This window comes from Bacillus cereus group sp. MYBK222-1 (assembly GCF_051916425.1).
Lineage (GTDB): Bacteria > Bacillota > Bacilli > Bacillales > Bacillaceae_G > Bacillus_A > Bacillus_A paranthracis.
Window position 1 is genome coordinate 1,349,015 of record NZ_JBQAGP010000001.1, and the last position, 21,720, is coordinate 1,370,734.

Here is a 21,720-nt window from a genome sequence, read left to right on the forward strand (position 1 = left end):
CTATCCCCTTTTTATTTTCCTATAGAAAACCCTTCGAACATTCTTCCTCCATACTGTTCTAGCGTTTGTTCTACAAAAGTAATTAAGTTTCCTTTCTCTCCCGTTGTATAAAAATGATCGAACGCCGCTACAAATTGATCTGCGTATTGTTCATCATATTTTCTAAGTACCCTTATAAACCATTTTGAACTTCCAAGCCATTTCCCATTTACTCTTAATACATATTCATGTAATAAATCAGCTAATAAATTCGCGATAAACAACTCTTCTTCTCTTTTTGATGCACCAATAAAATCATCCAAAGTATCTGTAATAAAATACCGCTTCTGCTTCATCATTTCTTCGGTCCATTTTGCTGGTCCTTTATTTAGTAAATTATTTGCTTCTCTTTTTAGTTTTTCAACAATTTCATTTTCACCTTTTAATACAACACCTTCTGCAACTAATTGTGGTAACGAAGGTCTCCCGCGATCGCAATCCATTTTAAAAAAGGTTTTATACGTTTCAAAATTATGTACAAACACTTCAACTGGCCATCCATTACTATAGAAAGATTCTCTATAACAAGATGACAAACTAGGATCTATTATTACAATGTCCAGATCAGATGTTTTTGTCGCTTCCCCTCTTGCAACGCTTCCTCCAAGTAAAGCTACATCACAATTCGGAAAGTGTGATGTAATGATGCTTTTTGCCGCTTCCATTGCTTTCATAACCGTTCCCCTTTTCTTATTTCACTTTCTTTTTTGCAGCTCTTTCTCTCGCTTTTTTTATATACGACTCTGCGGCTGGTGTTTTGCATGACGTTGCTCCGTGATCAACGTGTACTTTTCCAATTTCACGTGCAATTTCAATCGCTTTTCGCTCTAAGTCTTCATTACGAATTCCTATCGCAATTAAAGCACTATTCATTGCTTCTTTTTTTCTATTTTTTTCATTATGTATATTTACTTTAATTTCTTCTAGATAAGGAGAGAAGAAATCATCTTGTAACGTTTTATTTTTAATCGCTATATTTGCTAATAAAGACCAGCCTGCTCTTCCAATCCATTCATCATCAGACTTTGTCCAGTCTTCCATTCTTTCTATCGCGATTGGCGACGTACAAATAGCCGTCATTAAAACGTCCATTAAACAATAATAATCAACTTCCTGTACCCATTTATTTAGTAGTTCTGTCGTAACTTTTTTTGGATCTAATATCATTGTTGCTAAAGTCATTGCATCCATATTTTTTGTTTCCCATAATGAAATTGCTAAATCATGATCTTTTTTTATCTTCTTTTTTAACAATTTTAAATTAGCAAAACTAACTCCGAATAGTGGCTCTTTCGCTCCGTGGTTTTTATACGTTTTACGATTCTGTTCTGTTCCGTATTCCTCTAGTTGCTGCATTACTTCTTCAAGTAACATATACCCACCTCTTTATTTTTTATGTTGACTTCATATATGTATGTACGATATATTCTACATTACTTTTTGGTTTTCCTATATTTACTTTTTAAATTCGGTATGTGAAATTTTAAAGACACGTTTTCATACAACAGGCACCCTCTTCGCTAGCATATTATGTATACCCCCTACTAACTCACTCATTGAATTTACTATATATGAACAAATCACATGCATTTTCATTCAATTTTTGTTTCATTTTAATAAACCTGCAAAATATTGAAATCTTGCATACTTTTGGACAAACTTTTTTGCACTTGTAAAAAAGTTTTTTTGCAATTACCTCCCTATAATTGCTAATATAGTAGAGTAGAACTTTTATAGAGAGAAGGAAAATTATGCACAATGGAATTCGAATGACAACTTTAGTGAAAAGGGCTATGTTGATTTGCGCGGGGGTATTATTTACATACGAAGCGGCTTTAGGATCAACACATACTGCTCTAGCAAGTACAGAGGATGAAGCAAAATCTGTTCAACTTGTAAGTGAAATTCAATCGTCTCTTGCACCGAAAGAAGCTCCAAAACAATACAATGGGCAAGTTAGAAAAGTAGCTTATTTAACATTTGATGATGGTCCTGGAAAATACACAGCTGAGCTTTTAGATATGTTAAAGAAAGAAAATGCAAAAGCAACATTCTTCCTTATTGGTTCAAATGTAAAAGCTTTTCCTGATCTTGTAAAGCGTGAAGATGCTGAAGGCCACTACGTTGGGATGCACAGTATGACTCATAACTACAAGAAACTTTACACAGAAGGTCATTACGTAGATGAGATGAAAGAAGATCAAGGATTAATCGCTGGCGTTCTAGGTAAATCACCAGTATTAACTCGTCCTTCTTACGGCTCAATGCCAGGATTAAACGAAGCGCTTCGCAACAAAGTTGTTGAGAATGGGCTAAAAGTTTGGGATTGGACAATTGATTCATTAGACTGGAGATATAACAAAATGCCGGTTGACGCTGCATCAGCTAAAATTGTAGAAAACGTTATTAATGGTGCAAACAAGCCAACAGAAGTTATCCTTATGCACGACATTCATCCACAGTCCGTAAAAGCAGTACCTGGTATTATTAAAGGGCTGAAAGAAAAAGGATATGAATTAGAAGCCTATAGTGAGAACGAACACTTCCCATTAAACTTCTGGCACGATAATCGTATGTAATAAAAAGACTTGATTTCCTTTAACTAGGAATCAAGTCTTTTTATCGTTTTTGGAATTACTCCTCGTATATTCGACTCAATTCCCCCTCTCTCCTTCGTAAAAAAATACGACGTTTTCGTGCTAAGGAAGATAGATCTATTCATGAAATCAGAAGTAAAAACTTGGATAGTAGAAGAAAAAACCGTATTAAAAAGATGAATCGAAAAGCAAAAGAGATTGCAAAGGCGATTGATACGAAATTAAAACAGATTTATCAAAATACAGTAAGAAATTATGGATTGAATATACAAAGTCAATCCTATTTTTTATATTATCAACACTTTAGCACATATTACTCTTAAGGAGTGATATGTATATGGATTTCCTTTCAGCTGAATATTTGTCAGCCTTACTTGCCATTATTGTAATTGATTTAGTGTTAGCAGGTGATAATGCCATTGTAATTGGGTTAGCAGCAAGACGATTACCGAAAGATCAACAAAAGAAAGTTATTATATGGGGAACTATCGGGGCAATCGCGATTAGAGCCCTCGCTACTTTAGTTGTCGTTTGGTTGTTAAAAATACCAGGGCTACTTCTAATTGGTGGTGCACTCCTTATATGGATCGCTTACAAATTAATTGCTGAAGGCAAAGATCACGATATTAAGGCGGAAGAAGGTTTCTGGTCTGCTATTAAAACCATTATCATTGCTGATGCATTGATGGGAATTGATAACGTTCTCGCTGTTGCTGGAGCTGCGCATGGCAACTTTTCTTTAGTAATCATCGGGCTATTAGTTTCAATTCCAGTAGTAGTTTGGGGCAGTACATTAATTTTAAAATGGGTTGACCGTTATCCTATCATCATTACGATTGGAGCAGCTGTTTTAGCTTATACCGCTGCGAAAATGATTGTAGACGAGAAATGGTTCGCTGCATTTTTCGAAAGTAACCCTTTCATAAAATGGGCATTCATCATTATCATTATTGCCGGTGTAGTTTTCTTCGGAAAGGCAAAACAGAAAGCAACAGATGGTTCTATCTCATGATGATGTTTTATTTACAAACAAAAGGCACTATTCATAGGAATAGTGCCTTTTGTTATTTATTTAGCTTCCCCTTCCGGAGTCGTTTTTACTTTCGTTTTGTTTTTATCACGATTGTTATAGTTATACTTCGAACGATCTATCGGTGTAAATCCTTCCGGTGTGTAGAATCGTAATAAGTCACCATTTACGACTTGGTCAGAGTATTTTAACGAGTTTTGAACCATTTGTTCATTTTGTTTTATTTCATCTGTAAATTCTACTGGTTTTCCAGTCGTTGTATCATAGTATTTGCCGTTTAATGCAGTAACTGTTGGGCTTACGAAGTTGCCGTTACGGAACGCAACAACTTGTTTATGATCTGGTGATAATAAATCTGAACCAAATTGAACATAATTTTTTGTATCTGTTCCTAGTAAGTGTAAAAGAGTTGGAAGAACATCAATTTCACCACCATATTGATGTTGTACGCCACCTTTCACACCTGGTACACGAACGATAAATGGTACACGTTGTAACTGTGCATTTTCAAATGAGTTAATTTCTTTACCCATTACTTTTGACATTGCTGCATTATGATTATCTGAAATACCGTAATGGTCTCCGTACATAACGATAATAGAATTATCGTATAAACCAGATTGTTTCAAGTAATCGATGAAACCTTTTACAGATTCGTCTAAATAACGTGCTGTTTGGAAATACGTATCTACAGACGAGTCACCTGTGTTTGCTGGTTCAATTGTCGCTTCCTCTTTATCAATCGGATACGGGAAGTGATTCGATAACGTAATAAACTTCGTATAGAACGGTTGTTTCAATGTTTCTAATAACGGAATGGATTCATTAAAGAATGGTTTATCTTTTAATCCATAGTTTACTACATCTTTTTCGTTCATATCATAGTATGAAGCATCAAAGAATTTATTAAAACCAAATGATTTATAAATATCGTCACGGTTCCAAAATGTTTTATAGTTACCATGGAATACAGCTGATGTGTATCCTTGTTGTCCTAAAATTGCTGGTGCTGATTGATACGTATTATGAGATTTCGTTGTAAATACAGACCCTTGTGGTAAACCAAACATAGAATTCTCTAACATAAACTCCGCATCAGACGTTTTCCCTTGTCCTGTTTGATGGAAGAAGTTATCAAAATAAAGCGTATTCGCATCTTTTGTAAATGAGTTTAAGAACGGCGTAACTTCTTGACCGTTTAATTTATAATCAATTAAGAAGTTTTGGAATGACTCTAAATGAATATAAATTACGTTCATTCCCTTACCTTTACCGAAATACTCAGGATTCGGACTAGCATAAGTTGATGTTAAATAATTTCTTACTTCTGTCATATTATCTCCATCAGCTAACGCTCTTTCCGTTGATGCTTTCGCACTTTGAATTCCATCATAAATTGTGTAGTTATACGCCCCTAAATATTTCACAATATAATTTCGGTCAAACGTTCTTGTTAATAATTCAGGACGGTCAGATTCTGCAAGTCCTAAGTTAACACTGAATAATAAAATACCTGCTACAAATACTAGTGATACTTTATGCTTCGCAACACGAATTGGTTTTGGATTTGCAAATTTCGTTGCAACTAACACAATTAAAATAATTGTATCTAAGAAGTATAGCGGATCATAAAGATGTAGCAACGCAACAATACTACCACCTAAATCTCCAAAGTTATTCGTTTGTGTCAACGTCGGGAACGTAATAAAGTCACTGAAAAAGCGATAGTATACGACGTTTGCATATAAAAGAATCGACAATAACAAGTTGATAACAATTAACCAAATATAAGATCGTTTCCCTTTTGCAAATAATGCAAGTCCTAAAAATAGAACTGCTGAACTAAGCGGGTTGAAAAACAGCAAGAATTTTTGGATTGTATTTGAAATACCTAAATTAAATTCTGTTACATAAGCCGCATATGTTTTGAGCCAAAATAAAATAACGGCAAACAGAAAGAATCCAAAATGATTGCTTAGCACGCTTTTGCTCTTTAATAAGAATTGTTTCATTTCTCCACCTCTTTTGATCATCCAAGGCTTATTTTTTTATAAGTCTGTCTCTCTATTCAATTTTTTATCTTCAAATAGATTCTATTTATTTAACTATATGAAGAATACTAGTAATTATAATTTGAAGCTAGTATTTATTCAACTATTTCTTTCTATACATTTTGACCTTGGTTTCTATTTAACAAAATAAATTTGTAACATTTTCTGTTTTCTCCCAAGATTCATCCACTAATTATGACATCACATACTATATACCTTTATTCCCTACTTCGCAAATAAATATGTCTCCAGTTCTGGAACATTAATGTAATATAATTAAATTCACAATAGATAACATTTATTTTTTAATGTATATTATATTTCGTCAGTTATTTATGCTTCAGCCATTCTTCTATGTACAACATTCAAATCTCTTTCCTTCAATAAAATTATTTTTGAATAATTATTCACAATCCATAAAATACAATTTATAAAAAAACCCTCGCTCTCAAAACGAGAGCGAGGGTTTTCATCATTTATTATTGACCTTTGTACATTGCATCTACTTGTTTTTGAAGTTCTTCATTTTCTAAGAACTCATCGTAAGTAGCCTCTTTATCGATTACACCGTTTGGCGTTACTTCGATAATGCGGTTTGCAATTGTTTGTACGAACTGATGGTCATGTGATGTGAATAAAATTGTACCTTTAAATGCAATTAAACCATTGTTTAATGCAGTGATAGACTCAAGGTCTAAGTGGTTCGTTGGGTCGTCAAGTGTAATAACGTTTGCACCACTTAACATCATTTTAGATAACATACAACGAACTTTTTCGCCTCCAGATAGTACTGAAACGTTCTTCTTAACTTCTTCGCCTGAGAATAACATACGGCCTAAGAAACCACGTAAGAAGCTTTCTGACTCATCTTGTGGAGAGAATTGACGTAACCATTCAACTAAGTTGTAGTCACTGTTCTCAAAGTATTTAGAGTTATCTCTTGGGAAGTACGATTGAGATGTTGTAACGCCCCATTTAAATGAACCACTATCTGGCTCCATTTCACCCATAAGGATTTTAAATAATGTCGTCATCGCAATATCGTTACGACCGATAAATGCAACTTTATCACCTTTATTTAAAGTGAAGTACACATTATCTAACACTTTTTCACCATCAATTGTTTTAGAAAGACCTTCAACAGTTAATAAGTCATTTCCTACTTCACGTTCTGGTGTGAAGCCAACGAATGGGTAACGACGAGATGATGGCTTAATATCATCTAATGTAATTTTATCTAATAATTTTTTACGAGAAGTTGCTTGTTTCGCTTTAGATGCGTTTGAGCTAAAGCGCGCAATGAAGTTCTGTAACTCTTTTACTTTCTCTTCTTTTTTCTTATTAGCATCTTGTGTTAATTTTAAAGCTAATTGGCTTGACTCATACCAGAAGTCATAGTTACCAACATAAAGTTGAATTTTACCGAAATCAAGATCAGCCATGTGCGTACATACTTTATTTAAGAAGTGACGGTCATGGGATACAACGATAACTGTATTTTCAAAGTTCATTAAGAAGTTTTCTAACCATTGAATCGCTTTTAAGTCCAAGTGGTTGGTAGGCTCATCTAGTAATAGAATATCAGGTTGACCGAATAAAGCTTGAGCAAGTAATACTTTTACTTTCTCTGCCCCAGTTAATTCTGACATTTTCTTATCATGAAGGTCTTCACCAATACCTAAACCTTTAAGAAGAATTGCAGCTTCTGACTCAGCTTCCCAACCGTTCAGCTCAGCAAACTCACCTTCAAGTTCAGCAGCACGCATACCATCTTCATCACTAAAATCTTCTTTCATATAAATGGCATTTTTCTCTTGCATTACTTTGTAAAGACGAGTATGACCCATAATTACAGTTTCTAATACTGGGAACTCTTCGTATTCGAAGTGGTTCTGTTTTAATACTGCAAGACGCTCACCTGGCGTAATATGTATGTCACCTGTTGATGGTTCGATTTCTCCAGATAAAATCTTTAGAAATGTTGATTTACCAGCACCGTTTGCTCCGATTAAACCGTAGCAGTTACCTGGCGTGAATTTTATGTTAACATCTTCAAACAATTTGCGATCCGCGAAACGCAAACTAACGTTACTTACTGTAATCATTTGTGTCCTCCTACTAATACCGCTTATTTCAGCGTTTTCTCACCGATTGTCTTAAAAAATCGCATATTACGACTCAATTATTGTAGACTATAGTTATTATATAGTAGAAGCTGGATGAATAGCAACGGTTGATTGCTATTCCTTTCTTTCCAAACTTGAATAAAACCTTTGTTTTTAATTATATTAAAGTTACATACACACTTTAAGGGGGATTCATTTTGAAAACAATATTTATGATTGGAGCATTATGTTTATCTCTTATTTCCTTAACTGCATGTAGTAATAACAATGGAAAAACACCTACTGAATCAAAACAAGAGAAAAAAGAAACGAAAGTAACTGTCGATTCAATTATCACTGAATTTAAAAATGCTGGTCTCCAAGCAGAAAATCCAACCGATCTTCCACAAAAAGAATTTGGTAACCTTCGAAAAGAAGGTAAGCGTATTGTCGTACCTGCTCTTGGTGAAGATAAAGGCGGTCGATTATTCGAAATTACAAAGAAAGAAGACCTAGAAAAAGTAAAGAAATATTACGATGAATTAGGAAATTCTGCTCCTATGTTATTCTCGCATACACACGCAAAAGGCAATTTTCTTCTACAAATGAATGGCGATATGAAAGATGAAGAGTTTGTAAAATATAAAGATGTGATGGACAAGTTTGTAAAATAAGGAAAATCACCTTTTAAAAGAACGGGTTCAATTTAGGGAGAGAAAAATGTTAATACCCATTATAAATAACACAATAATTTGTATGCATTTCACACCACGTTTCGTATTATAAAGAGCAAACTAAAACGCTCAGAAAATATTCTGAGCGTTTTCATTTCCTTCTCCAACTAAAGCACCAGGTAGTGTAAAAAGCTATTTCACCATTTGTATTATTAACTTATCTTTTAACATTGACCTATACGAGTCAATTTCATATTTTGTATTATTGATTTTTTCTTTGTTCATTTTTAACATATCAAATATTTCTAACTCTAAATTCCTTCTAGCTTCAAGAACTTTTATCGTTCCTTCTACACCTGAATGGTTATGTTCTTTCCCATAGCCTTGGTTCGTGTAATAGTCGACAAATCCTGTAGACCATTCTGGAGTTCTTTCTTTTAATGCCTTCCTAAATGAAAGTTCAAGATTATCTTGTTCTACATAGAATAACATTGGATTTAGATTCTCTATGATTTTTGCAACTTTCATTACATAATTTATTATTTTTTCTTTTTGTTCACCGTATTTAATCATCCCAATCGTTAATGGATTTTGTATGAAACAACATTCAAAAATATAAACCTTATCATCTTCTAGAGCAATTTCAGCAAAGTCATTCCATTTGTCAGCAATTAATTCAACATTTTTATCGAATGGTAATTCATATATATCGTTTCTTGAAATATCGTTACATAATTCGTCCGAAAACTGGTCACCAAACTCATTTTTTATCTTTCTGTATGGTAATAAATAATTGCTTCCTTTTTTTAAAACTCTTTTAAGAAGCACTTCTTTAAAATCTCCACTGTTAGATACTAATCTATCGAATTCAAATTTATTAAAACAAGATACACCATCATAGTCGGCGGGGTGGTTCAAATTCCCCTCTAAAAATAGTTCAACTTCAATTTTATTTTGGCTTAGAATTTCATTTATTAGCTTTGCAGTGGTCGATTTTCCGAATCCAGGTAAACCTTCTACTATTATTAGTTTTGCATTCATATTTATAAATCCCTTCCTTCAAAGTATTTAACCAAGATTTAAAAAATTAATTACTCCACTGCAATCACTCCTTCAAAATATGATATTCACCATTTCCTTTGAAAAATCCTTCTTAAAGTATCCTGACCGTTAGTTTAAGAACATTTTTTCACAATCCCTACCATTATTTTAACATAAATTTTCCATTTATCTTTTAAACCAAATACTTTGTCAGTAATCCCCAATCGTTGCGCTGCTGTTTTTACTGTTTTCTTTTTCTCTTCCTTTGCAATTTTACTATATAAAAGTACTTAAACAATGTAATACCAATTAAAAAAGGGATGCTAAATCATATGTGATTTACATCCCTAATTTGTGTGTTATTTTATATGTTCTCTCCCATAACTGAAACAGTTACTTTTAAAAGGCGATTCTTTTATTTCCTTTCACTTAATTTCTTTGCATAATTCTTCATTTTACTCGTTAAGCCTATTAAAGCAGGTAGCAATATCGGCATCACAATAATAGCTAATAGTAACAATGCAACACCAACAACGGATGCTACTTGTATAAGCGTTAATACACCTGAAGGAATTAATGCAGCAAATGTACCACCTAAAATAAGTGCCGCTGATAATACGACTCCTCCGATATGACGAGAAGCAGTTACAATTTTCGTCGCTGGGTCCTCTTCTAACTCATTGTATCTCATCATTACAAAAATACTATAATCCACTCCTAAAGCGACAATCATTATGAAACTAAAGAATGGAACATTCCAGCTTAGTGAATCTACGTTTAGTAAGTGTGTACTAATTTGTTCACTTATACCAAGTGATGCAAAATAAGCTAATATTAAAGATCCAATAATAAAGATTGTGTTTAATAATGAACGTGTAATCACGATTAATACGATTGCAATTCCAATTAACATAATTGTAGCTGTACGTAAGAAGTCTTGCCCTGTTACTTCTTTTAAATCAACGTTTCTAGCTGTTGTTCCTCCAATTGCTGTTTTCGCATGATTTAATTCCGTCCCCTTCAAAGTACCATCTATCGTTTTATTGATTTCTTGAATAATTGGCATGGCTTCTTTTGAATACGGATTTACGTCTAAAATGATTGTCATTTTAGCAGTCTTTCTATCATGTGACATGTACGTATTCAAAGCTTTTTGGAAATCTTCTCCCTCCAAAACTTCTTTTGGAATATAAAATTTCTCAGAGCTTTTTGATTCATTTAGTTCTCCTAAATATTTCTGAGCATCCCCTAGGCCGTTACTTACCTTTTCAAGGCCTTCTGTACTTTTAGATAGTCCTGATTGTAATTGTCCCATCTGTTCTTGCAAGTCTTTCAGTCCGGTTAATAGCTGACCTTGCCCATCGTTTATTTTCGTTAATCCGGTTTGTAACTCAGATGACTTGTTTGCAATTTGTTTTGAACCTGTTGCTCCTTCATTTAATCCATTTTTAAGATCAGCTGCTCCTTTTTGTAACTTAGTAACTCCATTGCTCATTTCTTTTAAGCCGTTATCCACTTTCAATAACGATTGATTCGCTTCTTTAAATGATCCCATCGCCGCATTGTGCTGCGCTGCTAATTGATTTAATTCATTTGACAGCCCACCTAATTGCTTTTGAGCCTCTTTAGCAATTCCTATCGTTTGCAGAATGTTAGGATCATTTGCTAATTCTGGTTTCGTTTGAATGAAATTGGTCATTAACATTTCAATTTGTTCATAACCTTTCTTCGCACCGTCAATCGCTTGAGAAATACTTCCGAAGTATTGATCGTAAGAACTTAAACCTTTTTCTAACTGCGTATAGCCAGCATGAAGTTGTGAAGTTGCATGAGATAATACACTTATATTTTCATTTACTGAAGTTAACCCACTCTCAATTTGCTGCGCACCTTTTGCTCCGTCATTTATGCCATTTGATAGTTGATTTAAAGCTGTTCCTAATGCCAATACACCATTTTTCGCTTCATTTGTTCCATCAATTAACTTTTGAACGTTTGCAAGACTATTTGAATCCTTACTACCCATTTTATCTTTCGCAGTAGTTAATCCATCATTAATTTCCTTTATACCACCATTGGCATCTCCTAAACCTGTATTTAGTTCACCCGCTTGTTTATTTATATATAGTTCTTTAATTCTTTCACCAGTTGGACGTGTCGGTGCATATACTTCTGAAACACCTTTCACTTTCAAAATCTTTTCAGTTAGTTCATCTAAAGTTTGAAGCGAACTCGCCTCATCTAACTTATTATTCGATTGAATGACTAACGTACTTGGTGAAGAAAAACCAGGTGGAAAATGTTCTTCTATTACGTTAATCCCCATTTTCGACTCATATTTATTGTCTACTTCAAATAAATCGTTGTAATTAAGTGTATTAGAATACTTTAATACGAAAGGAATCGATATCACGAATACAATAATTAAAGCGACAAACGGTCTTGCAACTGAATTTTTCGCAAAGAATCCCCATAGACGACTATCTTCATGGCCTTTAAATGTTTTAACTGGATAAAACATCCCTTTTCCTAGAAGCACCATGAAAAATGGATTTAACGTAGTTAATACGAGTAATAATACTGCAACACCAATTGCTACCGCTGAAGTAGATTGATATAATTTAAAGCTCGCTAAAGCAAGAGATGCAAAACCAATTAGTACTGCTATCCCGCTATATAAAACGGTTTTCCCTGCCGATTTAAATGTTTCTTTCGTAGCCAAAAATGAGTTTTCTTGTTTACTTAATTCTTCTTTAAATCTCGTAAATAATAAAATGTTATAGTCTGTTCCAACCCCAAACAGGACAACAACTACAAAGACTTGCGTAAAGTTTGAAAACGGGAAATTAAATTGATCTACAAGATGGGCAATAACCCCCATTGAAACTAAGTACGATACACCAACTGTAAGAAGTGAAATAATCGGAACAACAGGTGAACGGAATACAATGATTAATACTACAAGAATGAAAATGATAGAAATAACTTCAGTCTTTTTCACTCCCTCTTGAGAAGATGTAAGAAAATCACCTGCTACTAAGTCACTTCCTGTTAAGTACGTTTTTACCCCTTTCGTTTTCACTTTATTATGAAGATTATTTGAAACTTTCGATATTTCACCATGTTTTTTATCTATCGATATTTGCGTTAAAATAGTCGTATTATCTTTAGAAACTAATTGTTTCTCTAATTCTTTATTATCTAAATGTGAAACAACTTCTTTAATTCCTAATTGTTCTTTTTCATTTTGCAAAGCATTGATTGTTTTTGTTATTTCCTCTTTTTGTTCAGTCGTTAAAGCTGTTTTACTACCACTATTAAAAACTGCTATAATCTCATACTTTTCTGTCCCGTCTTTATTCATTTCTTTTATCATTTTGTCAGCAATACTACTTTGTTCTGTATTAGGAATCGTAATGTGCCCTTTTTCTTTCACTAATTTATCCATATTAGGCATCGTAACGATCATTGTAATGGTAATAACTATCCACAATAGAAAAGATAAACTTCTCCAATTTCTCAGCTTGCTCATTTGCATCATCTCCCACGATTAAAATTTTACGTTAGTTACGGAATGAATATTCATTCCTATTATTTTGAAAACACCCTTTCGGAATGAACGTTCATTCCTCTCGTTCTATTAATTTACTTTTTAGCTCTATTAAACTATGGATTTTGGAATGAATATTCATTCCTTTAATTGTACAGATTGATCATCTCCTACTTTTCTTTTTCACACCCTCATCGGAATGAATGTTCATTCCTATCCTTATAACGCTATAGAATCAAATGATTCTAATAGCATTCCAACAGCTTTCTTCCAGTTCTTTTACCAATTCTTCTGTATATTCTAATTGGCCTGTTTCCATTACTTTAATTAATTTTTCAATCGGTTGATATACAATGATAATTAACGCAATTGGTGGTAATGGACGGAGAAAACCTTTTTCGATTCCATCCTCAATCAAGTCCATAAAGAAACCCATAAAATCCTCGAATATTTCATTACTATGTTCATCGAGAAAATAACTATCACAGTGAGAATTCGTAAAAAGAAAAGCATCTGCATTTTGTCTTGCAAATTCAAATAAACGGTTGTATGTATGGCTAAACTGTTCACGAATATTTGCATTGACTGGAAAGTCGGTTTTTATTAACTCTGATAGCTGTAAAACACTTTTCGTAAATAAAGAATTAACAAGTGCTTCTTTATTTTCAAAATAACGATAAATGGTACCAGCACCTACTTTTGCTTTTTCAGCAATCATCGGAATTGTTGTACCATCATAACCTCGTTCTGCAAAAAGTTGTATTGCCGCATCAAAAATGTCTTCTTGTTTATTTTTAGCCATTTTTTCACCTCAATTTCAGGAATGAAAATTCATTCCGTTTTTAATTATAAATTACATCGGTTAAAAGTCAAGTGTGTGACAAGTATCATTGCGTTTTTAATCCCTTGTTTTGTGAAAAAATTTATATCAGCGATTATTAAAATATATCAGCGATTTTCAGGATATATCGGCGCATCTCTAATTATATCAGCGATCTTCAAAATATATCGACTTACCGACAAAAACTGACAACATTTGAAGAAGCTATTCCAAATGAAATTTTAGAATAGCCCGATTTCAAATATGCAGATTAAAAGAAATCATAAATAAACGGCTTGTGCACTGGTACTACATTCTCAAATGCCCGTATTTCCTCTTCGCTTCCGCTAATTAATTCTAATTCATTTAGTTCTAATGGGCGTTTGTATCCAAGCAATATTGTAGATAGTGCATTTATATCTAGCTTGATCCCTTTATCCATCGGTTCTTCTATAATTGTTATTTCATAATTTGCAAGTCTCACCGATACATTATTCCACGGTGCAAATGAATCTGTAATGTGTAGAATGACTTCTTGTTGTACATTGTTCCAGTTTAACTCATACTGTTTTAAGAACTGCTCTACATCTACAATTCTTCCCATAAAATATGGTTTTATTTCTGTTTTCACACGTGGTTCTTGCAATGTATATAACAACTGTTCGTTTTCACTTACTGTCATTTCAAGCTCTTTAATCATAGAATCATGCTGGCAAATAAAATTCCATAGACCATTTCGTGCTTCATTATGCAGTGGAACAAATTCATCTACTGTCATTTTATAGTTTTCTATTTTATATAACATATAGCCGGCTGCAGTTTTATTTTCATCGTAATAAATTGCTAATGTTAAATCCTCATAAACAGCTTGTAACCACCATTTTTCATTGCGAACAAGCATACCAGAAAAACGTTCTGCAAATGTTTCATAAAGCTTCTCGACCTCTTCTGGGTGATTTTCTTTATTGAAACGTTTCACAGTACCATTCACTTGTTTTTTCATAACTAAATCACTCTTTGTCAAATGACATACGAGAAGATTCGCACAAAGTTCCCAGCCGTATTTACGGTAAAATGTAACAGCAAATGGATGTAACATTGATACTGTATATCCGTCTTTTTTCATCGTTTGAAGAGAATGTTGAAGCAATTCTTTCACATATCCGCTTCTTCTGTATTCTGGATACGTCGCTACCCCTGCAACGCCACCCATTTTAAATTTTTCTTTTCCTATGTATATATGAAACGGAATAAGGTGTAGTTTTGCAGCTAAGTCATTACCTTCTATAATACCGTATACTTCATGACTTTCCTTCATTCTTGTAAGTTGCTGCTGCATTCGTTCTTCTTCAACTTTATATTGAAAAGCGTATTCTGATAAGCGTAATGCTTCTCTAAATTTATCTTCTTTTAATCGTATAACGTTCATAAATTTTCCCCCTTCTTTATTTGAATTGTACCATAATTTAAAATATTACAGTGCGGTGAATGAAATTATATAGACTTAACGACACAAATTCAATATAAAAAAGCAGATACATCCTGTATCTGCTTTTCATCCATTTATTTAGTTAACCTTTGAAGTTCTTCGAAGAATGTAGGGTATGATACGCCTACTGCTTCTGCGTCTTCAATTGTTGTTTTTCCTTCTGCTAGACAGCCGGCAATCGCAAGCATCATTCCGATGCGGTGATCACCATAACTATTAACTGTATTTCCTTTTAAAACTGATTTCCCGTAAATAATCATCCCGTCTTCAGTTGCTTCTATGCGAGCACCTAGTTTCGTTAATTCCGCTACGACTGTATCAATACGGTTTGTTTCTTTTACTTTTAATTCGTGTGCATCTTTAATTACTGTAATTCCTTCTGCTTGCGTTGCCGCTAATGCGATTACAGGAATTTCATCAATTAATCTAGGGATAATATCTCCGCCGATTTCGATTCCTTTTAATGAAGATGTTTCAATTGTAATGTTTGCAGCTGGTTCTGATGCTCCTTCGTTAATTGGCTCTACAGTGAACGTAGCACCCATTTTCTCTAAAACATCAATAATACCTGTACGTGTTGGATTCATACCTACGTTTTGTAATACTAGTTTACTATTTGGAATAATTGCACCTGCTACTAAGAAAAAGGCAGCTGATGATACGTCACCTGGTACTTGAACATCCGTCGCTGTTAACTTTTGTCCACCTGCTAGTTTCACTGTCTTTCCTTCGCGAGTTACTTTGACGCCAAATGCTTCAAGCATTCTTTCCGTATGATCGCGAGAAATATGTGGTTCTGTAACAGCTGTTACACCTTCTGCACGAAGTCCTGCAAGTAAAATAGCTGATTTCACTTGTGCGCTTGCTACCGGGGAAGTGTATTCAATTGCTTTTAAATCCCCACCACGTATTGTTAGCGGTGTAAACGTTCCTTCTTCGCGGCCATCAATGTTTGCACCCATTTGTTTTAATGGATTTGTTACACGTTTCATCGGTCTTTTTGCAATAGACGCATCACCTTGTACGCAAGAGAAAAATGGTGTATTTGCCAAAATTCCTGACATTAAACGTATAGTTGTACCAGAATTACCAACATCTAATACAGCTTTCGGTTCTTGTAAACCTTCTAATCCTTTACCAACTACAGTAACTTCATCACCGTTTTGTACGATGTCTACTCCCATTTCTTTAAAACAAGAAATCGTACTTAAACAGTCTGCACCAGGCAAGAAACCTTTAATTGTTGTTTTTCCTTCTGCAATCGCACCGAACATGACAGCGCGGTGAGAAATCGATTTATCTCCTGGAATTGTAATGTTGCCATTTAATCCGTTATTAACAGGTTGTATTGTTCTTTCCTTCACGTTTTCACCTTCTCATTTAAATTGTTTCATACGTTTGGTATTTTTCTTCTCCAAGCGCTAGCTTTGCTTTCATACGATCTTCTTCTCGTTGGAAGCTAATACGTAATACCCCAAGCAATCCTTCACGGGCTTCTAATATTTGCAAGTTCGTAATACTAATTTCTTCGCGCGCTAAAATACTTGTAATGTGAGCCAATGCCCCTACTTTATCTAAAACATCGACGTATAAGTCGTGATAGGCAGGAATCGCCCCTCTCTTTCTTACCGGTAAAGAGTCACGGTATTCTTTCGCATCCGCAAAATAGTTTTGAATCTCGCCTGCATCTCCGCTAGAAACTGTATCATATAAATCTTCCATTTCAGAGATCCACTCTTTTAATAATACCATTAAATGCTCTCGATTTTGCTTAACAATATCACTCCACATTTTCGGACTACTAGATGCGATACGTGTAATGTCTTTGAAACCTCCAGCAGCTAGCTGATGAATAAGTGGATTATCTCCTGCATGTTTCTCCACTTGCTTTACTAATCCAGCGGCAATAAGATGCGGGAAATGGCTTACAATCCCTGTTACATAATCATGTTCTTCTGTATTTAAAACAAGGAAATGTGACCCTGTTCCTTTTAACCAATCTTTTAACTCTTCCACAGGTTCATTTGGCACATGATTCATTGGCGTTAAAATATAAAATGCATTTTCAAATAAATGCGCTTTTGCACTTTCAACTCCCGTTTTATGAGAACCTGCCATCGGATGTCCACCAATGAAAGAAATTTCCTTTGAAAATAAAGCTTCCGCTTCATTCATAATTGTTCCTTTTGTGCTACCAACATCGGTTACAATAACATCTTTTCGTAAACGAAATGACGCTAATTTGTGTAATAACTTCTTCGTTTCTTCAACTGGTGAAGCAAAAACAATTAAATGTGCCTCTTCACATGCATGTTGTAAATTTACTGCTATTTCATCTACTACGTGTAATTCTTTTGCACGCTCTACTTGTTCTTGAAATATATCATAACCTGTTATCGTTACATCGTGCTCTTTCTTAATTGCTAATGCGAGAGAGCCTCCGATTAAACCAGTTCCAATTAATACTACCTTCTTATGCATTTGCCTCATCTCGAGACTTTCTTTTTTTATTTTCAAAGTGTTGTTGTAACACTGAAATCACTCCTTCATTTTGCTCCCTTGTTCCGACTGTAATACGGACGCCATTTGGGAACGGACGAATAATAAATCCTGCGTGTGCACAAGCTTCATAAATCTCTCCAGCATTCTCAACTGGCAAGAAGATGAAATTTGTTTGCGATGGATAAAATGGAATATCATGTTCCTTACAAAAGCTCTCGTATTGTTGTAATCCCTCTGTATTTACACGAACTATTTCCTCAATAAACTCCTCATCACCAAAAGCAATCGTCGCTGCTTTTTGCGCTAATGAAGATACGTTAAATGGCAAACGTACGACATTTAATTTCTCGATTAACTCTTCCTGTCCAATTGCATATCCTACGCGGAAAGAAGCTAATCCGTACGCTTTAGAAAACGTTCTAAGTACAAGAATGTTTTTATGTTTTTGTAAAAGCGGTAATGTCTCTGGGAAATCTTTTGCTGTTACGTATTCATAGTACGCTTCATCAATGACAATTAACGTATTTTCACTAATCCCTTCAATGAATTGAGTCAATTTTCGGTCATTCACATATGTGCCTGTTGGATTGTTGGGATTACAAATCCATACAATTTTTGTATTGTTATCTACTACTGAAGAAATTTCGTCTAAATCGTATACACCGTTATTTAACGCAACTTCCTTCACTTCGCAACCTTCTATAATTGCATGATGACGATACTGTGGGAATGTTGCTCCAGCCGTTACGATGTTATCACCTACTTTTAGTACTGCACGGCTTATTATTTGAATGACTTCATCTAAACCACTACCGCAAAGTACTTGTTCCATTTGCACATGTAACTTATTTGCAATTGTTTGACGGAGCGTTGTAGCACCTCCGTCAGGATATAAAGCATGATCCAACCACGATTTTTGCAACTCATCTAAAACTCGTGGTGAACAGCCGAATGGATTTTCATTCGATGCTAATTTAACAAACGAATGATCTCCGTACACTTCTTTCATTTGTTCAGGTGATTTACCTGGTTTATATGGTTGTAATGATGATAGTTGATCTTTTACTTGCATGTTAAAACCACCTTTTTATTAAAATTCTTTTGCGTATTTATTATGTTGCGTAATGTTTTGTTGAATTAATTCCATACGATCTTTTCCGAATTGTTCGACTAGTGCATGTGCAAGTTCCCATGCTACAACAGATTCAGCTACTACACCTGCTGCTGGTACTGCACAGCTATCAGATCTTTCAATACTCGCTTGGAAAGCTTCTTTCGTATCAATATCAACACTTGCTAACGGTTTGTATAATGTAGGTATTGGTTTCATTACGCCTCTTACGACAATTGGCATTCCCGTTGTCATACCGCCTTCTAAACCGCCGGCATTATTCGTTTTTCTCGTGTATCCTTGTTCTTCATCCCATAAAATTTCATCATGCACTTTACTTCCTGGCTGTCTTGCCGCTTCAAAACCAACACCAATTTCAGCACCTTTAAATGCATTAATACTCATAATTGCACCAGCAAGTTTTGCATCTAATTTACGATCGTAATGAACGTAACTACCAACGCCAATTGGCATGCCTTCTGCAATGACTTCTACAATGCCCCCAATTGAATCTCCGCTACTTTTTGCGTTGTCAATCGCATTCATCATTTCTTGCTCTACTTCTTTATCTAAACATCGAACTGGTGAGTTTTCAGTAATTGTTTGAATTTCTTCAATAGACAAGTTAGAAATATGTTTTGCTTTTACTCCGCCAATTTCAAGTACATGCCCTGCTATTTCCACGCCTAATTCTTTTAAAATTTGTTTCGCAACTGCACCAGCAGCTACACGAACTGTCGTTTCCCTTGCAGAAGAGCGCTCTAATACGTTTCTTATATCACGGTGACCATATTTAATTGCTCCATTTAAATCCGCATGTCCTGGACGTGGTTTCGTAATTGTACGTTTCATTTCTTTACTTTCTTTTTCCGAAATTGGCTCTGCACCCATTACTTTCGTCCAATGTTTGAAATCATCATTTTTTACGATTAACGTAATGGGTGAGCCAAGTGTCATCCCATGACGAACACCACTTACAATTTCAACTGTATCTGTTTCAATTTGCATACGTCTTCCGCGTCCGTGCCCTTTTTGTCTTCTTAATAATTCTTTATTAATATGTTCCGCCGCCAGCGTTAAACCTGCTGGTACACCTTCTAAAATAACTGTTAACTGCGGTCCATGTGATTCTCCAGCTGTAATGTATCTCATTTCTCTTGCCCCTTTACTATTTTTTTGTACAAAAAAGTCCCTACTGAGCGCTCAGTAGGGACGATGTTCATCGCGGTACCACCCTAGTTGTAGACTTCTTTCGTCTACCTCTCTTCTTCTTTAACGATCATTAGACCGTCTTTCCCATCAAAACTTGACGAAAAAGATGCTCCAAGGCTGTAATTCATGCTTACCTTTGTACTGATTCACACCGACCATCAGCTCTCTTTAACAGTGAGATAAGCACTACTGTTTCCTCTTCAGCGCATATATGATATGGAATTAAGATAATTTATTTTTGAATCCTTTTAACTCTTCCATGAATTTATGGAATTCTGGAATATCCATTTGTTGTGCAGAATCTGATAATGCAACTGCAGGGTCTGGATGTACTTCAGCCATTACTGCATCTGCGCCAATTGCAAGAGCCGCTTTCGCTGTTGGTAATAATAAATCTCTACGTCCAGTTGAATGCGTTACGTCAACAACAACTGGTAAATGTGTTTCTTTCTTTAAAATCGGTACTGCTGAAATGTCTAATGTGTTACGTGTTGCTCTTTCGTATGTGCGGATACCACGCTCACATAGAATAATTTGGTCGTTACCTTGTGCAATGATGTATTCTGCTGCATTAATGAACTCATCAATTGTTGCTGCTAATCCACGTTTTAATAATACTGGCTTGTTAACTTTACCTACAGCTCGTAGTAAATCGAAGTTTTGCATGTTACGTGCACCAACTTGAATTACATCAACGTAGTCTAATGCCATTTCAACATCATTTGGATTTAAAATTTCACTAATGATTGCTAAGTCGAATTCATCTGCTACTTGGCGTAAAATTTGTAATCCTTCTACTCCTAAACCTTGGAAATCGTATGGCGATGTTCTCGGTTTGAAAGCACCACCGCGCATTAATTTTAAGCCTTGGTCTTTCATCGCTTGCCCTACTTGGCGAACTTGTTCTAAGCTTTCTACCGCACAAGGTCCCATGATGAACGTTTGTGTGCCGTTACCAATCAATTCACCTTTTACATCAACGATTGTGTTTTCTTGTTTCTTTTTACGTGATACTAGTAATGCTTTACGGTTATCATCTTCTTGTAATTCTAAGCTAGCTTTGAAGATTGTTTTGAAAATATGTTGAACCGTTGACGTTTCGAATGGTCCTTCGTTATTCTCAGCGATCATATCAAGTACTTCACGCTCACGTACTGGATCAAAACGTTTCGTACCTTGTACTTGCTTTTGCTCCCCAATTTTTTGAACGATTTCACCACGTTTGTTTAAAAGGTGTAATAGTTGTAAGTTAATTTCATCTACCTGTTTACGTAATTGATCTAATTCATGATTTGCCATTTGGAAATCCTCCTCTAATGTTTTAAAAGTATAGTAAGAGAATGAAAAATTCTCTATTTTCTGAACTGGTCAATTATACAAATTTAAAGTGGAATCGATACCTCTTCTTATTTTAAACTAATCATTCGTACAAAGACACTCTCTACTAGTTAAAAACCCACTTTTTTTGTACAAAAAATCCCTACTGATGCAATCAGTAG

The 21,720-nt window shown here is 34.7% G+C and carries 16 protein-coding genes, 1 pseudogene and 2 other annotated features (1 of these 19 running past the window's edge); of the genes and pseudogenes, 4 read left to right on the forward strand and 13 right to left on the reverse strand.

Annotated features, from left to right (window positions below):
- Positions 1-11: 11 nt before the first annotated feature.
- Positions 12-713 (reverse strand): nucleotidyltransferase domain-containing protein, encoded by a 702-nt coding sequence (locus tag ACTFR9_RS07040; protein WP_000646301.1) that lies wholly within the window; start codon positions 711-713, stop codon positions 12-14.
- A gap of 16 nt (positions 714-729) precedes the next feature.
- Positions 730-1,413, reverse strand: coding sequence for a DNA alkylation repair protein (locus tag ACTFR9_RS07045; RefSeq protein WP_229136687.1), 684 nt, complete (start codon positions 1,411-1,413; stop codon positions 730-732).
- Between the two features lie 377 nt (positions 1,414-1,790).
- On the opposite strand from ACTFR9_RS07045, the gene ACTFR9_RS07050 reads away from it, so the two are divergent.
- The 3 genes and pseudogenes from ACTFR9_RS07050 to ACTFR9_RS07060 all read left to right on the forward strand — a co-directional run bounded on the left by ACTFR9_RS07050 (position 1,791) and on the right by ACTFR9_RS07060 (position 3,648).
- Positions 1,791-2,618, forward strand: a complete 828-nt coding sequence (locus ACTFR9_RS07050; RefSeq protein WP_000551437.1) for a peptidoglycan-N-acetylglucosamine deacetylase — start codon at positions 1,791-1,793, stop codon at positions 2,616-2,618.
- An 80-nt stretch (positions 2,619-2,698) separates the two neighbouring features.
- Positions 2,699-2,861: pseudogene (locus ACTFR9_RS07055) on the forward strand (DUF3841 domain-containing protein); the annotation flags it as partial.
- Between the two features lie 112 nt (positions 2,862-2,973).
- Entirely contained in the window at positions 2,974-3,648 is a 675-nt protein-coding gene (locus ACTFR9_RS07060) for a TerC family protein (RefSeq protein WP_000346926.1), read from the forward strand.
- 56 nt (positions 3,649-3,704) lie between these two features.
- Here the strand turns inward: ACTFR9_RS07060 and ACTFR9_RS07065 are convergent, their stop codons facing one another.
- Both ACTFR9_RS07065 and ACTFR9_RS07070 read right to left on the reverse strand, forming a co-directional pair.
- Positions 3,705-5,678, reverse strand: coding sequence for an LTA synthase family protein (locus ACTFR9_RS07065; protein ID WP_000808752.1), 1,974 nt, complete (start codon positions 5,676-5,678; stop codon positions 3,705-3,707).
- Between the two features lie 518 nt (positions 5,679-6,196).
- Entirely contained in the window at positions 6,197-7,822 is a 1,626-nt protein-coding gene (locus ACTFR9_RS07070) for an ABC-F family ATP-binding cassette domain-containing protein (protein WP_000633868.1), read from the reverse strand.
- A gap of 233 nt (positions 7,823-8,055) precedes the next feature.
- Between ACTFR9_RS07070 and ACTFR9_RS07075 the strand changes: the two genes are divergently transcribed.
- Complete coding sequence (locus ACTFR9_RS07075; protein ID WP_001997685.1) at positions 8,056-8,496, forward strand: hypothetical protein; 441 nt, start codon at positions 8,056-8,058, stop codon at positions 8,494-8,496.
- Positions 8,497-8,688: 192 nt separating this feature from the next.
- Here the strand turns inward: ACTFR9_RS07075 and ACTFR9_RS07080 are convergent, their stop codons facing one another.
- The 9 genes from ACTFR9_RS07080 to ACTFR9_RS07120 all read right to left on the reverse strand — a co-directional run bounded on the left by ACTFR9_RS07080 (position 8,689) and on the right by ACTFR9_RS07120 (position 21,520).
- Positions 8,689-9,537 (reverse strand): hypothetical protein, encoded by an 849-nt coding sequence (locus ACTFR9_RS07080; RefSeq protein WP_000992226.1) that lies wholly within the window; start codon positions 9,535-9,537, stop codon positions 8,689-8,691.
- Between the two features lie 415 nt (positions 9,538-9,952).
- Positions 9,953-13,069, reverse strand: a complete 3,117-nt coding sequence (locus ACTFR9_RS07085; RefSeq protein WP_000040977.1) for an MMPL family transporter — start codon at positions 13,067-13,069, stop codon at positions 9,953-9,955.
- A gap of 253 nt (positions 13,070-13,322) precedes the next feature.
- Positions 13,323-13,889 (reverse strand): TetR family transcriptional regulator, encoded by a 567-nt coding sequence (locus tag ACTFR9_RS07090; protein ID WP_001107293.1) that lies wholly within the window; start codon positions 13,887-13,889, stop codon positions 13,323-13,325.
- 289 nt (positions 13,890-14,178) lie between these two features.
- Positions 14,179-15,336 carry a GNAT family N-acetyltransferase gene (locus tag ACTFR9_RS07095; protein ID WP_001100972.1) on the reverse strand — a complete coding sequence of 386 codons (1,158 nt, stop codon included), beginning with the start codon at positions 15,334-15,336 and terminating at the stop codon, positions 14,179-14,181.
- A 134-nt stretch (positions 15,337-15,470) separates the two neighbouring features.
- Positions 15,471-16,760 (reverse strand): 3-phosphoshikimate 1-carboxyvinyltransferase, encoded by a 1,290-nt coding sequence (aroA, locus tag ACTFR9_RS07100; RefSeq protein WP_000664611.1) that lies wholly within the window; start codon positions 16,758-16,760, stop codon positions 15,471-15,473.
- A gap of 16 nt (positions 16,761-16,776) precedes the next feature.
- Positions 16,777-17,877 carry a prephenate dehydrogenase gene (gene tyrA / locus ACTFR9_RS07105; RefSeq protein WP_000549201.1) on the reverse strand — a complete coding sequence of 367 codons (1,101 nt, stop codon included), beginning with the start codon at positions 17,875-17,877 and terminating at the stop codon, positions 16,777-16,779.
- On the reverse strand, positions 17,870-18,970 hold the full coding sequence (gene hisC, locus ACTFR9_RS07110; RefSeq protein WP_098947307.1) for a histidinol-phosphate transaminase: 1,101 nt from the start codon (positions 18,968-18,970) through the stop codon (positions 17,870-17,872). The genes tyrA and hisC overlap by 8 nt, the downstream gene beginning before the upstream one ends.
- 18 nt (positions 18,971-18,988) lie before the next feature.
- On the reverse strand, positions 18,989-20,161 hold the full coding sequence (aroC, locus tag ACTFR9_RS07115; protein WP_001269407.1) for a chorismate synthase: 1,173 nt from the start codon (positions 20,159-20,161) through the stop codon (positions 18,989-18,991).
- Positions 20,162-20,214: 53 nt separating this feature from the next.
- Positions 20,215-20,434 (reverse strand) — a binding site (T-box leader).
- A 9-nt stretch (positions 20,435-20,443) separates the two neighbouring features.
- Complete coding sequence (locus tag ACTFR9_RS07120) at positions 20,444-21,520, reverse strand: bifunctional 3-deoxy-7-phosphoheptulonate synthase/chorismate mutase (RefSeq protein WP_001273581.1); 1,077 nt, start codon at positions 21,518-21,520, stop codon at positions 20,444-20,446.
- Between the two features lie 195 nt (positions 21,521-21,715).
- Positions 21,716-21,720 (reverse strand) — a binding site (T-box leader) (it continues 232 nt past the right edge of the window).

Excerpts from the sequence above, each read along its gene's own strand:
- ACTFR9_RS07065 (WP_000808752.1), bottom strand. The coding sequence starts at position 5,678 with ATGAAACAATTCTTATTAAAGAGCAAAAGCGTGCTAAGCAATCATTTT.
- ACTFR9_RS07070 (WP_000633868.1), bottom strand. The coding sequence starts at position 7,822 with ATGATTACAGTAAGTAACGTTAGTTTGCGTTTCGCGGATCGCAAATTG.
- ACTFR9_RS07075 (WP_001997685.1), top strand. The coding sequence starts at position 8,056 with ATGATTGGAGCATTATGTTTATCTCTTATTTCCTTAACTGCATGTAGT.
- ACTFR9_RS07080 (WP_000992226.1), bottom strand. The coding sequence starts at position 9,537 with ATGAATGCAAAACTAATAATAGTAGAAGGTTTACCTGGATTCGGAAAA.
- ACTFR9_RS07060 (WP_000346926.1), top strand. The coding sequence starts at position 2,974 with ATGGATTTCCTTTCAGCTGAATATTTGTCAGCCTTACTTGCCATTATT.
- ACTFR9_RS07045 (WP_229136687.1), bottom strand. The coding sequence starts at position 1,413 with ATGTTACTTGAAGAAGTAATGCAGCAACTAGAGGAATACGGAACAGAA.
- ACTFR9_RS07090 (WP_001107293.1), bottom strand. The coding sequence starts at position 13,889 with ATGGCTAAAAATAAACAAGAAGACATTTTTGATGCGGCAATACAACTT.
- ACTFR9_RS07085 (WP_000040977.1), bottom strand. The coding sequence starts at position 13,069 with ATGAGCAAGCTGAGAAATTGGAGAAGTTTATCTTTTCTATTGTGGATA.
- ACTFR9_RS07040 (WP_000646301.1), bottom strand. The coding sequence starts at position 713 with ATGAAAGCAATGGAAGCGGCAAAAAGCATCATTACATCACACTTTCCG.
- tyrA (WP_000549201.1), bottom strand. The coding sequence starts at position 17,877 with ATGCATAAGAAGGTAGTATTAATTGGAACTGGTTTAATCGGAGGCTCT.
- aroC (WP_001269407.1), bottom strand. The coding sequence starts at position 20,161 with ATGAGATACATTACAGCTGGAGAATCACATGGACCGCAGTTAACAGTT.
- hisC (WP_098947307.1), bottom strand. The coding sequence starts at position 18,970 with ATGCAAGTAAAAGATCAACTATCATCATTACAACCATATAAACCAGGT.
- ACTFR9_RS07120 (WP_001273581.1), bottom strand. The coding sequence starts at position 21,520 with ATGGCAAATCATGAATTAGATCAATTACGTAAACAGGTAGATGAAATT.
- ACTFR9_RS07050 (WP_000551437.1), top strand. The coding sequence starts at position 1,791 with ATGCACAATGGAATTCGAATGACAACTTTAGTGAAAAGGGCTATGTTG.
- ACTFR9_RS07095 (WP_001100972.1), bottom strand. The coding sequence starts at position 15,336 with ATGAACGTTATACGATTAAAAGAAGATAAATTTAGAGAAGCATTACGC.